The organism is Candidatus Neomarinimicrobiota bacterium (genome assembly GCA_021734025.1).
Classification (GTDB): Bacteria; Fidelibacterota; JAANXI01; order JAANXI01; family JAANXI01; genus JAANXI01.
Genome location: JAIPJS010000008.1, coordinates 82,283 through 95,314 on the forward strand (window position 1 = coordinate 82,283; position 13,032 = coordinate 95,314).

Sequence of the window (13,032 nt, forward strand, 5' to 3'; positions counted from 1 at the left end):
ACCTCTGTACTCATATACATTTTACTCCACATATTTCACTTACTCAGTGGGTACTGAGGCCGAATCCGGATAACTATTTTCAACAATCTGATAGATATAGTCACCAGTGGGTTTTTTGTTCCCATTCCCGGCGTTCCCGGCAGTATAAAATGAGATAACTCCCTGCGGTTTTTCCGGAGCGCGCCAGGTAAAATTCCATTTCACCGGCCCGTCTTCGGTGCCCCGGTATGTCCCATCTCTGGTATGATTTAAATAAAACCGCTCTTTATCATTTACCTCGTCATCATCAAGCTGCATCAGATCGTCATCGTATTTGACAATTTCACCACTCTTGGTGAGGTCTTTATTGATAATCGTGACCTGGAATCCCCAGCGTTCCTGTCCCTCCTGGGCGAGTTCCACCGTCAGTGGGTACAGCTTTCCGGGTTCATACACCTTTGGAACTCCATGTAGTATTAAAGTCCCAGGCCCGGAATTTAATTCATAAGACACATGGCAGTCGCTCTGGACACAAATGCCTTCGCCTGGTGCCCCGGTTTTTTTATTCACCGGACCGCGCCCATACGAAAAGGCCATCACGGTGAATAAACACAGGGTGAAACCAAATATGCTGAAATGAATTAGTCGTCTCATATTGGGAGTTCCGTTGTATTCGTGTTATCAAGAGATTAATGTTAGTCAACCTGAAGAAAATAAAAAAGCCCGGATACGGAAAACTGTATCCGGGCTAACAATTCTGCGATTTAGCCGCAAGAGCGGGCTCCTATTTATTGTCCTCCGGCTTGTTCCTGCTCGAGTTTTTTGGCTTTTTCCAGGATTTCCTGGCCCTTTTGCGGGTCGCCCATGCGATAGACCGTGATAGCAAGTTTTTTCATCACAGCAATATTTTCAGGCTGTTTTTCCAACACGGCCCGAAATGTGTCAGCTGCCTGTTCCCACATTTCCATTTCCTGGTACAATTCGCCCAGGCGAATTTGTGCTTCAACATCTTCCGGACGCAGTTCGACAGCTCTTTCCATGCTTTCCAGCGCCTCTTTGTACTGCTGATCTGCCTTAGTGCTGTCACTAGCTTCGTTATAATCTTGGGCCAGCTGGATGTGGAGGATAGCTTGATTAAAGTAGAGATCCGGATTTTCCGGTTCCTGTTCCAGGGCCTGATTGTACATATTCAGCGCCTCTTCCACTTTATTTTCTTTGATATATACCGAGGCCAGCAGCTGGATGGCCTGGAGGTTTTCTGGCTCTAACTCATGGGCTTTCTTCAGTAATTCGAGCGCCCGTTCATTTTCGCCTTCGTCCGCCAGAAGTCGGCCGTAGTTAAAGATAACCTGGAAATTCTCCGGATTCTTCTCAACGGCGGTTTCGAAGGTTTCTTTTGCCCGTGCAAGATTACCCGTCAGCAGATACGCAGTAGCCAAACTGCCGTAAGTTTCCGGCTTATCCGGCATTATAGTCATGGCCGTTTCAAACTGATTAATAGCACGCTGGAGCATTGTATCCCTCTTTGCACCTTGTGCTTCAATGGCGGCATTATACGTTTTTGCTCCGGAATTAAACTTCTGAGTCCAATATTTCATCCGGACGTTTTTAATCTGCTCCTTGAATTGATCGCCCTTCTCGAGAGACCGTTCAAAAGCTTCATTCATCTGTTCGAATTTTTCCTGGCGGGCATACACCTGGGAGCCCAGGAGGAAAGGAACTTCCGGATTTTCCGGTTCAACTTCTTCAGCCTGTTTCAAAAACTTTTCGGCATTGTCCCAGTTCTCCTGCTGGATGTACAGCTTCGCTGAGGTTAATTCCTGGCTTTGACATGCAATAAAAACGGTGCCGGCAATCACCGCTAAAAGCACAATGAGTAATGGTAAACGTCGCGAATTCATTATCGGACTCCTCAAAATTGGATTAGATTCAACATACTCTCAAAAATATCCCCTCAAACCGGATATTTCAAGAAGAAAAGTCCGGTTTTTATGGTCGCCATGAACGAATGAAACCCCTGAAATCATAAGGGTTTCGGGCTATCCCAATTTCTGTTATAATCCCAGTGATATATTGTGCAGGCGTCACGTCAAATGCCGGGGCATATACACCGACGTTATCCGGCGCAGTTTTGATATTTCCCCAGGTGATGATCTCATCGCCGCCGCGCATTTCGATAGGAATTTCTTCCCCGGATTCCAGTGACATATCCACTGTAGAGGTTGGGGCGGCCACGTAAAATGGTATTTCATGAGCCTGAGCCGCGATCGCCAGCTGATAGGTGCCGATTTTGTTTGCGGCATCACCGTTGTTTGCAATGCGATCTGCGCCAACGATGACGGCGTCGATTGGTTCTTGCTGCATCAGTGAGGCGGCCATACCGTCGGTCATCACGGTGACCGGAATATTGGCGCGATCCAGCTCCCAGGCAGTCAGCCGGGCGCCCTGCAACAGTGGTCGGGTTTCATCGGCGAATACCTGCACTCGTTTCCCATGCATTGCAGCGGTATAAATCACGCCGAGTGCCGTTCCGATCCCGCCGGTGGCAAGCGCCCCGGTATTGCAGTGAGTAATAATATTTGATTTTTCCCTGAGTAATGCCGCGCCGTATTCCCCGATCTTTCGGCATCGTTCTTTGTCGTCCTCATGGAGTTCTTGTGCTCTGGCCTCCATGATGTTATAAGCTTTGGCTTTTGTCTCCGGAGACTGCGATTCTGCCGCATCGACCACTGTATTGATAGCCCAACTGAGGTTTACGGCCGTTGGCCGAGCCTGCTCTAATGATTTCAGTTCGGTCCTCAGTGAAGAAAAATCAGCAGGAGCTGACGATGATTTCCAATCTCTGGCAACCAACAGAACTCCATAGGCCCCTGCCACGCCCAGTGCCGGTGCTCCCCGAACGGATAAGCGTACAATACTTTCAATGAGTTCGTCCACTTCCGTGATGTGAAGAAGGTGCTCTTCTGATGGAAGCCGTGTCTGATCCAGCATCCGGATGGCGCCGTCTTCCCACCACAGCGCTCGCGGGATGTCTTCCCGGTTACTTGCCAATGATCTGGACGATAAGCTTGCGTTCGCGGGCGGGTACATCGAAGTCGATAAACACGATCTGCTGCCAGGTGCCGAGCGCCAGTTCGCCGTCGATAATCGGGACGGTGAGATCCGGCTTGGTCATCGCGGCCCGGATATGCGAATGGCCATTGCCGTCGTGCCACGTTTCGTTGTGATGGTAGGTCTTCTCAGCGGGTGCAATTTGTTCCCAGACTTCCGGGATATCCTGAAGAAGGCCCGGTTCATGCTCAATAGTGGTGATGCCACCAGTGGAACCGGGACAAAAGACGGTCACCTGCCCCTGGCTAATATCGTTTTTGCGCACCAGTCGTTGCACATCATCAGAGATATCGCTGATGTCGATTTCCCGCTTGCTGCTTACGTGTATGTACTCGGTGAATATATCCATGTTATTCCAGGTCAAAAGTTGTGAGTTCGTAGAAACGTTTATATCGTTGGTGAATGGCTTGCGGTTCCAACGAACGCAGATTATCCAGGCTGAAGTCTTCCACATTGAAACTCGCCATGACACTGCCGTAGACGACTGCCTGGCGAAGGGATTTTTTGTTCACTTTGCCGCAACGCTCCAGATGACCCACGAGTCCGCCGGCGAACACATCACCTGCGCCGGTGGGATCAACAATGTTTTCCAGGGGGAATCCCGGGGTAAAGAAGACGGCGCTATCGTCGACCATCATGGCACCGTGTTCACCCTTTTTGATAATGATAACTTCGGGACCTTCCTTTAACAGCATCTTCGCGGCCACCAAAAGATTTGGCTCTTCGGTAAGGAGACGGATTTCCGAATCACTGATGAGCAGGATGTCTGTCCGGGCGATAACTTTTTTCAAGTCCGAAAGTGTGGTATTGATCCAGAGATTCATGGTATCGGTGATTACCAGCGCCGGGTCATTAACCTGCCCGAGCACGTCCAGTTGCAATGCAGGATGGATATTTGCCAAGAAGAGATACTCGGTGGATTTGTACTTATCCGGGATTTCCGGGGTAAATTCTTCGAAGACATTTAACTGAGTGTCCAGCGTATCCCGCTGGTTCATATCGTAGTGGTAACGGCCGGACCACCGGAATGTACGGCCTTCGACCTGTTGGAGACCTGTGATGTCGACTCCCTTCTCCTGGAGCATCGTAACAGCGTCTTCAGGGAAGTCCGTACCTACAACTCCCACCATCTGTACCCGGGAAAAATAGCTGGCAGCCACGCTGAAATACATCGCCGAGCCGCCGAGGGCTTCTTCCCGTTTGTCAAATGGGGTCTCGATGGTATCAAGTGCCACCGATCCAACGACTAAAATTGCCACACGTCCCTCCTCCTTGGCGATTTGAATAACCGGATAATGTTACGATCTCCGGGGAGGGATTTCAACTGAAAGCCAACCGCACCGCCTGAAACGCAAGAAGCCCCGGCGGACCGGGGCTTCTGTGGAAAGTTAGAGATTGCTTACCTGAATCAGAGGGACACCTTAGAGAGATTGTCCCGGACGTGTTCCGCCGACTTTTCGAGCATGGCTTTTTCTTCATCGTTCAGTTCCACTTCCAGAATGTCCTCGATACCACCCTGACCGAGTTTCACCGGAACGCCCATGTAGAGTTCTTCCAGGCCGTATTCACCGGTTAGCCACGCAGCACATGGCAGGATACGCTTGTTATCCTTGACAATGGCTTCCACCATCTCGGTCGCTGCGGCGGACGGGGCATAATAAGCGCTGCCGCTCTTCAGCAGACCCACGATCTCACCGCCGCCCTTTCGGGTCCGTTCGACGATGGCGTCAATTTTATCCTTTGAAAGCAGATCCGGCAGCGGGATACCAGCGACAGTAGCGTACCGGGGCAGCGGAACCATAGTGTCGCCGTGCCCACCAAGCACCATCGCCTGAATATCCCGGACAGAGACGTTCAATTCCATTGCCACAAATGAGCGGAACCGGGCCGTATCCAGTATGCCGGCCATACCCATCACGTTGGCGGAATCCAAACCGCTGACTTTAAGTGCGACGTAGGCCATAACATCCAGCGGGTTTGTGACCATGATAATTGTGGTGTCTGGCGAACGCTTTACCACGTTTTCCACCACATCGGTGATAATTTCGGTGTTTTTGGCTAACAGATCGTCGCGGCTCATACCAGGTTTCCGGGCTAATCCGGCGGTAATGACTGTGACAGAGGACCCGGCGGTCTCCTCATAGCCGTTTGATCCGGTGAGCATGGTGTCAAAACCTTCGACTGGTGCTGACTCCCACATATCGAGGGATTTCCCCTGGGGCATACCTTCAACGATATCCACCAGGACGACTTCGTTTGCCAGTTCCTTTTCGGCGATCCGGCGGGCGGTATTCTCGCCTACATGACCGGCGCCAATGACTGATACTTTCATGGGGGGCCTCCTTTCCCGATTTCTACGGGAAGTTAATCGGTAGTTAGAATGGATTTTTATGGATAAAAACAAAAGGCGTGGACATTGTCCACGCCTTTAAACTTATAGTCTTAATTGTAATTGATCCAGTCCGGAATAAAAGTCAGACTGCATCGTGCATCACTGGGTAATGCAGCAGCAATTTGTTGGGTTATTCGTTCGGGTAAACACTGACGATTTTTCTGTCACGTCCCCGGCGTTCGAAGGTTACCCGGCCGTCGATTTTGGCAAAGAGCGTATCATCGCTACCACGGCCTACGTTCCATCCGGGATGGATTTTAGTGCCGCGCTGGCGGATGATAATACTCCCGGCGGACACAAATTCGCCGCCGAAGGCTTTCACACCAAGTCGTTGGGCATTGCTGTCACGACCGTTTTTCGAAGAACCAACACCTTTTTTATGTGCCATAGTTTTACTCCTCTGAAGTCTTTTCGGCAGAAGCCGCCGGTTCGGCTTCCTTTTCCTTCTTTTTCGTCGATTTCTTGGATGCGCTTTTCGATTTGGCGCCGGTGGTTTTAATATCGTCTATCCGGATCGTAGTAAACGGCTGTCGGTGTCCGCGTTTCCGGCGATAGTTTTTCCGCCGTTTTTTCTTAAACACGATAACCTTCTCTGCTTTACCGTGCCGCAATACGGTTGCTTCCACCGTTGCGCCATCCACTGTCGGTGTCCCGATCTCGGGGGATTTCCCGTTCTGCAGATACAAAACCCGATCGTACGTGAGATTTGCTCCTTCTTCTGCATCAGTTAGCGGAACGTTCAGTTCCGCCCCTGGAGTCACCTTATATTGCATCCCTTTAATTTCAACAACCGCGTACATGAGCCGTAACTCCTGTTTATCAAATAATTACATTTTCCAAAAGCACATTAATATAGAATCGCATTTTTTCCATATCAAGTTAATATTGGTCTGTAATTTCCTGCTTCCGCTTTTTGGAGATAAAACGGAATTCATCAATATTAATGGCTTCGTCTTTCTCGACGTCGATTTTCATGATATGATGCCACATCAGCCGGCGGATGATACTTTTCGTCCCTTCCGTTAGATAGTCGCCAATTGTCGGGTGAACCTTCAGGATCAACCGGCGCTCGTTACACTCAGACTTGAAGCGCTTAATCCAGCTCTCAATCTTGGTGACCATCGATTCCTTGGACGGGACGCGACCGGTACCGCGACAGATGGGGCACTCTTCGCTGGTGGAAAGCAGTAGACTCAGCCGGACCCGCTGTCGGGTCATCTCCATGAGGCCAAACTCTGACACCTGCGCCAGGGCAATCTTGGCGCGATCTTTTTTGGTCTCCTTCTTCATTTCGTCGTACAATTTTTTCTTATTGCGATCCTGCTGAAGGTCGATAAAGTCGACTACGATCAATCCGCCGATATCCCGGAGGCGGAGTTGGCGGGCGATTTCTCTGGCCGCTTCCATGTTGATTTTTAGCGAATTTTGCTCGTGATTTTTCCGGCCGATAAACTTCCCGGAATTCACATCAATGGTGACCATTGCTTCGGTATGCTCAATCACCAGATGGCCGCCGCTCTTCAGCCAGACCTTCCGGTTGAGCGATTTCTCGATCTCTTTATCAATGTTATATTTATCAAAGATGGGATCCCGGCCGTCGTACCGGTGGAGTTTGTCCACCAGTTGTGGAGAGGTGGATTTCAGATAGCTGGTAAGCTTCTTGAACAACTTTTTTTCGTCACAGATTACGCGGTCAACATCGGAGGTAAACACGTCCCGGATTATACTGCTGGCCATCTCCATGTCTTTGTAAACGATGCAGGGCGCTTTGCCCTTTTTGATATTGGTATCGACTTTTTTCCAGGTGGAAATGAGGTAGTCAATATCGCTCTGAAGCTCTTCCTTGGATTTTCCATCGGCGACGGTGCGAACGATGAGACCGTAGTTTTCTGGTTTGATTTCGTAACCGATGCGCTTCAGGCGGCGCTTTTCGTTCCGGTTATTGATTTTGCGTGAAACGCCAACATGATCCGCGTACGGCAATAATACCATGAATCGTCCCGGAATCGAGACTGCCGTCGTAACACGAGGCCCTTTGCCGCGATACGGCTCCTTAATCACCTGGACAATAATATCTTCCCCGGATTTCAGCCCCGGATGTGCCCGGTTTCTCCCGCGCGACCGGAAATTGCCGTTGTCTTCATCGTCCGGCGCATCCAGCATCCCCGGAAACGGGTAATTGTTATCTTCAATTTCGCTGAATGGCAGAAAGGCGTTGGTTTCGTGACCAATATCCACGAAGGCCGCCTGCATCCCATTGATGACGTTCTCAACCTGGCCAAGATAGATATTCCCGACCATGCGTTCGTTTTCTGGCTTCTCTACATAAAATTCTACGAGCTGCGAATCTTCCAGGATGGCGATACGTGTTTCCCCGGACGACTCGTTAATAAAGATTTCTTTCCTCATAATGCTAACCCTTTATACTATCCGTGGCCAAATAGTAAGGGTATTGACCAAATTGTCTTGCCGAATTGTACCCGTTACCGGGTGACAGATTATTTAAACAGAGGTGAAGGAGTTACGGGGAGGATGTTGGGTGATTTGAGTCCGTAAGCATAGCCGGTGCAGCCTATATTCAAAACGGGGGTTTCTATTCCATGAGGCACCCGGCCATTTGGTACTCCGGGATTGAAATCCGTTTCGGTGAGCGATTGTTTGAACCGGCTCCCATTCGAAATGGCGCTGAAGTAATGTGAGTGTTACATCAGTACACTGGCGAAATGCAATGATAACTTGACTACAGCCTGAAATTAGTGGTTTGACCCACACAGGCCGACTCTCAAATCGATTGGATGTAGTTTGGTATCCAGCAAGCCGTGCGGCCCAGATGATTGAAAAAACGACCAGGCCAACTGGTATAAGTTCTACAACAAAGATATGATTTCCCTGATACATCCGTCCTGCAAATTCCTTCACATGGCACGTTCGATATCTAATCCCTTACATTAAATATCGAAACGGCAGTTAAGATCTTTCTTCAACATTCTTATTATTTTCTAATAGCCTGTTATCTTCAACAGTAACAGACTTATGTATTGGTAAAATTTTTACCGGGAAACACCTGGAATCGCAAAGAACAGTTTATTGTGATGCGTGTCCATTCGGGTGCCCAGATTTTGCGAAGAAAAGTACATGTTCCCTTTCTGACATTCAAGATCTTTTTCCTGTGTGCCGCCCGGAATCCCCTGGCGTAACTCCTAATTCCAAAACGGATAATTGGCAACAAATAAGGGTCCTTTTTCATTGAGTATTCTGTAAAAACGCCTGCCATAGATCATGTCAAATGTGGCAGATTTATCCGGAAACATGGCGATAGCTTGTGTACGTACCCGGTACACTAGCAACAACGATTCGGATAAGGAAGTGTGTGGGGCAGAGAGCGTTTGACACGCGAAGTCTGTCATTAGACGAAGACGCCGAAGTGCCTGTTCCTCTTGTGCTTCTGATCTCATATTGAAACGGTAGTCTCCAGGGTGTTTAGTAATACATATTCATAATTTGAAATCATTGTAATCCGTATTGTTCCGTGATACACGATTCCAATTAAAACAATAAAGAAAAGAAATATAAGTGAACTTTGCTGCTTGATGGTATAAAAAAGACATAAAAAACCGTTTGACATTTAAAAAAGTAAAATATATAATTCTGCAATATGGGAAAACAAAACACATATCACCGCTTTCTGATATCATGCGCAGGAGTAAATACGCGGGGGCGGAAATGTTATTTAGCTCACACGGGGAGCAAGTCAGCGTCTTTATCTTTGGAACCATATGGAACAAATGCAGACCTGGCTGACCGGGAACAATATAGTATTGTCAAAAGTTACCTTCCAATTTGTCTCTGACTCCGATCCTTTTACAGCCGAGATCGCGGGGGATTTATATGAATTTTTTTAATATTAGTGAATTTACGGAAAACACGGAGGATTACTCATGAGGTTAAACAAACAACTACGCTGGGGGATCCTGGTAATGTTGCTCGTACCGGTGTTGTTGTTCGGTTTGCTTTACTGGGGAATGCAATCCAGCTATACAAATGATATCCAGACTTTGGCAGAACAGAAGGCAGAGTTGCAGCAAAAAGTGGACTCACTGCGGAACGTCGTGACTAAAGTAGAAGATGATATTAATACGGTATCCAAAGTCAATATCAGCCGAATTGTGGCAACAGCTTATAATAGTTTTACCTGGCAAACCAATGACGATCCGTTCACGACATCCAGTGGAGAACAGGTGCAGGATGGGACCCTGGCGCTGAGCCGGGATCTGATCCAGGCTGAATCCGACCTGATGCACCGTATGGGATTTAATCCCACCGGCGCCTACGCCTACGGAGATACTGTATTTGTTGTATACGTAAAGCCGATGGTGGTGCACGATACGATGAATAAGCGTTTTCAACACCGGGCGGATATCTGGCTGGAAGATTATGGCACCGCCAGAGAATGGGGAAAACGCAAGGTGTTTATCGCGAGGCGTTCGGATTCCTGACGGAATTAATCTTTCTGAAATAGAGAGGTGAGTTGTTGATGCCCCGGCTTGTCCGGGGCATTTTTTTTACCAGAGGAATCAAGGCTGCTGTTTCCACGGGGAGTAATGTTTTTCGTTCCGGAAATCTGCCGTTTTTAAGTTGATCCCAAAGCCAGTTTTGGGTACAATGCACAGCTGTAATTATAACAGGAGATGCAGACTATGGAAGACACAGAGAATATTCAAATCCTGCAGCGATATTACCATACTGCAGTGGTTTATCTGTTGTTGACTGCCACCATGGCAGCCATCCTCTTCGGGCTCCGGATATTTCAGGTGTATTTACCATTTTCACTTTCTATCGCCACCGTCCATCTTGGAACTCTGGGAGCGCTGACCATGGGGATTATGGGGTTGTATCTCAGACTTTTTTATGGGTTAGAGGTCGTGGAAGTCAAACCGTGGACGGTTAGAACAATTCATATACTACCCAACGTTGGCATCGGTATCCTGACTATCGGTTTCCTTCTGAATACATGGCCCGTTCTGGCAGTGGGATTCCTCGGGACGGCATACGCGCTGATCTGGTGGGCTGTGGAATATTTTCGATGGCTGCTCCAGGCTGATTCGGCCGATAGGAAAGGCGCCCTACTGTTTGGTGCATTTGGTGTGATTGGTCTAGTTGTTGCCGTCCTGATTGGTGGTTACCTCTTCCACGGGTATCTGAGTGGTAATACCGTCCAGAACATGCGGTTAACCCACATCCACGCCGGATTCGTCGGTTGGGCTTCTCTGGGATTGCTTGGGATTGGAATCGCACTTCGGGGTGGCGAAAATCCGGTTACGAAATCCATTGGTATTTTACAGGGAAGCGCCTGGGTGTGGTTCGCCGGATTTCTCCTTCTCGCAGGGTTCATGGTTACCTGGAATCTGTCACTTTTAATGATTGCCGGGAGTATCATTATACTAGGTCTCTTTGGGTATGGATATAGTATGCCAAAAGTCGGGGAGTTGGGAAGTGATTCATCCGAGGCAGGGACAGCAGCTGGTTCTAAGCGCTTGCTGCCATATATTATTATCGGATTTCTCGGTCTATTTGTCGCCATCCTGCTCGGGTTCGATATTTCCATTAATTATCCCAGCGGACGAGCTGGTTCGCATCGCATTATCGGTGTGGGCGGCTGGTTAGTGATGACATTTCTTATGGCACTTTTATCAGAAATTCCCCGGACATCATTGGCACTATTGCAGAGTAAAGGTGAGACGGTCACCGCTGTGCAACAATACCTATATCCGGGGATTTTTCGTATCGGGTGGATTGTGTTAACGGCAGGACTCCTGATTGCCCTTACCGGATATTTTACTTCACCGACGATTATGTTCGCCGGGCTTTTATTGTTGACAGGTATGGTGGCGATTCTTGCTATTTCTGTTTTGATGAAATATCCGGTTACAACCGGGAGAGCCTCATGAGTGACGAACCGACTATTTTGGTTGAGTTCAGTATGTCACCGCTTGGTAAGGGTGAAAGCGTGAGTCCGTATGTCGCCAGAGCACTGGATATTATTGATAACAGCGGACTGGATTACGAGTTGCATTCGCTGGGCACAATAATCGAGGGACAGTGGAGTGAGGTCATGGAAGTCCTCAAACAGTGCCATCAGGCGATGGAAAAAAATTGCGACCGGATTACTACCACGATGAAAATGGACTACCGGGCAGGGGCCTCCGGGCGTATCCAGGGGAAAGTTTCCTCCGTGGAAGACAAAGTTGGACGAAAATTACAGACGCAGAAGGAGTAATAGATATATGGCGGGTGTTAATCAGGACGAAGTGAAGCAAATTCTGGAGCAGGTGACTTATCCGGGGTTCAGCCGGAATATTGTCTCATTCGGGATGGTGGGCGATATAGCCATTCAGGATGGTACGATCCAGGTGGAACTCCGCATTTCGTCCAGTGATGAAGAAAAGAAACAGCAAGTGGTCGGCGAAGTTCGGGATGTACTGAAAAAGGAGACCGGCGCAGATGATGTCTCAGTGTCGCTGGTAGATCCCATGGAAGAAGGATCCTCACCCTCGCCAGGTGGCGGAGGCCACGCGCCACAGCAGTCACAGGGGTCCGGAGATCCCTGGGCGGATCACCATGCCATTCCGAATGTAAAGCATGTGATCGCGGTCGCCAGTGGCAAGGGTGGCGTTGGCAAATCGACGGTTGCGGCAAATTTGGCCGCCAGCCTGAAGGAACAGGGCAACCGCGTGGGACTGTTGGATTTGGATATTTACGGACCAAGTTTACCAACCCTCTTTGGTATCACGGACCAGCCGTATCTCACCAAAGATGAACGGATTGCTCCGCTGGAGAAATACGGATTAAAACTCATGTCCTTCGGTAATATTCTCGGCGACGATTCCCCCGTAATTTGGCGAGGTCCTATGGTGGCAAAAATGGTGGATCAGTTTCTGAACGGTATCGACTGGAAGGAACTGGATTACCTGGTGCTGGATTTGCCACCCGGAACCGGCGACGTGCAGCTGACGCTCGTTCAAAAAATAGAAATTCGTGGGGCTATCATTGTGACTACACCGCAGGAACTGGCGTTGCAGGATGTGAAAAAAGGTGCCAACATGTTCAGGAAAGTGGATACGCCGGTACTGGGCATTATCGAAAATATGAGCTACTTCAATTGCCCACACTGTGGTGAAGATACCGATGTATTCAGTCGGGGCGGAGGGCAAAAGGAGAGCGTCCGGCTTGGTGTTCCACTCCTCGGCCGGATTCCGTTACATCCGGAATTGATGGAAGCCTCTGACCAGGGAAAACCGATTGTATTTTCGGATGGAGAGGCCGTTACTTCAAAAGCCTTTCAGGAAATTGCCGAAAAATTATCGGAACAATTGGCATAGGATTTCGATTAACGAACGCAAATCAATTCCGAAACTCTCTGCAGGATTATCGTGGTAATTTGCAGGATGAAACCTTGTCTGTGATGTTATATGATGCAGTCCAAGGATTTGGCCATACAAATAGTGTCGCTTTCGGGATATTTGGGGGGCATCGTGGAGTTGACCACCGGC

General features: G+C 48.9%; 13 protein-coding genes. 4 read left to right on the forward strand and 9 right to left on the reverse strand.

What is annotated here, in order from left to right:
- Positions 1–39 precede the first annotated feature (39 nt).
- From K9N57_10420 to K9N57_10460, 9 genes are all read right to left on the reverse strand, one after another.
- On the reverse strand, positions 40–633 hold the full coding sequence (locus K9N57_10420; GenBank protein ID MCF7804594.1) for a hypothetical protein: 594 nt from the start codon (positions 631–633) through the stop codon (positions 40–42).
- Between the two features lie 134 nt (positions 634–767).
- Positions 768–1,880 carry a tetratricopeptide repeat protein gene (locus K9N57_10425; GenBank protein MCF7804595.1) on the reverse strand — a complete coding sequence of 371 codons (1,113 nt, stop codon included), beginning with the start codon at positions 1,878–1,880 and terminating at the stop codon, positions 768–770.
- A gap of 88 nt (positions 1,881–1,968) precedes the next feature.
- Complete coding sequence (gene mtnA / locus K9N57_10430; GenBank protein ID MCF7804596.1) at positions 1,969–3,069, reverse strand: S-methyl-5-thioribose-1-phosphate isomerase; 1,101 nt, start codon at positions 3,067–3,069, stop codon at positions 1,969–1,971.
- Positions 3,020–3,439, reverse strand: a complete 420-nt coding sequence (locus K9N57_10435) for a secondary thiamine-phosphate synthase enzyme YjbQ (protein ID MCF7804597.1) — start codon at positions 3,437–3,439, stop codon at positions 3,020–3,022. Before K9N57_10435 ends, mtnA begins: the two co-directional genes overlap by 50 nt.
- 1 nt (position 3,440) lies before the next feature.
- A complete protein-coding gene (locus tag K9N57_10440; protein MCF7804598.1) occupies positions 3,441–4,349 on the reverse strand; it encodes a sugar kinase in 909 nt (302 codons plus the stop codon).
- A gap of 149 nt (positions 4,350–4,498) precedes the next feature.
- The gene (gene mdh / locus K9N57_10445) at positions 4,499–5,422 is read right to left on the reverse strand and encodes a malate dehydrogenase (protein ID MCF7804599.1); all 924 of its coding nucleotides are present in this window, start codon (positions 5,420–5,422) and stop codon (positions 4,499–4,501) included.
- Between the two features lie 190 nt (positions 5,423–5,612).
- Positions 5,613–5,870 (reverse strand): 50S ribosomal protein L27, encoded by a 258-nt coding sequence (gene rpmA / locus K9N57_10450; GenBank protein MCF7804600.1) that lies wholly within the window; start codon positions 5,868–5,870, stop codon positions 5,613–5,615.
- A 4-nt stretch (positions 5,871–5,874) separates the two neighbouring features.
- Positions 5,875–6,282 (reverse strand): 50S ribosomal protein L21, encoded by a 408-nt coding sequence (gene rplU, locus K9N57_10455; GenBank protein ID MCF7804601.1) that lies wholly within the window; start codon positions 6,280–6,282, stop codon positions 5,875–5,877.
- A 79-nt stretch (positions 6,283–6,361) separates the two neighbouring features.
- A complete protein-coding gene (locus tag K9N57_10460) occupies positions 6,362–7,891 on the reverse strand; it encodes an Rne/Rng family ribonuclease (protein MCF7804602.1) in 1,530 nt (509 codons plus the stop codon).
- Between the two features lie 1,529 nt (positions 7,892–9,420).
- On the opposite strand from K9N57_10460, the gene K9N57_10465 reads away from it, so the two are divergent.
- The 4 genes from K9N57_10465 (at position 9,421) to K9N57_10480 (ending at position 12,861) form a co-directional block, all read left to right on the forward strand.
- Complete coding sequence (locus K9N57_10465; GenBank protein ID MCF7804603.1) at positions 9,421–9,978, forward strand: hypothetical protein; 558 nt, start codon at positions 9,421–9,423, stop codon at positions 9,976–9,978.
- A gap of 201 nt (positions 9,979–10,179) precedes the next feature.
- Positions 10,180–11,430, forward strand: a complete 1,251-nt coding sequence (locus K9N57_10470) for a hypothetical protein (GenBank protein ID MCF7804604.1) — start codon at positions 10,180–10,182, stop codon at positions 11,428–11,430.
- The gene (locus tag K9N57_10475) at positions 11,427–11,759 is read left to right on the forward strand and encodes an MTH1187 family thiamine-binding protein (GenBank protein ID MCF7804605.1); all 333 of its coding nucleotides are present in this window, start codon (positions 11,427–11,429) and stop codon (positions 11,757–11,759) included. Before K9N57_10470 ends, K9N57_10475 begins: the two co-directional genes overlap by 4 nt.
- Before the next feature lie 7 nt (positions 11,760–11,766).
- On the forward strand, positions 11,767–12,861 hold the full coding sequence (locus K9N57_10480; protein ID MCF7804606.1) for an Mrp/NBP35 family ATP-binding protein: 1,095 nt from the start codon (positions 11,767–11,769) through the stop codon (positions 12,859–12,861).
- Positions 12,862–13,032 lie beyond the last annotated feature (171 nt).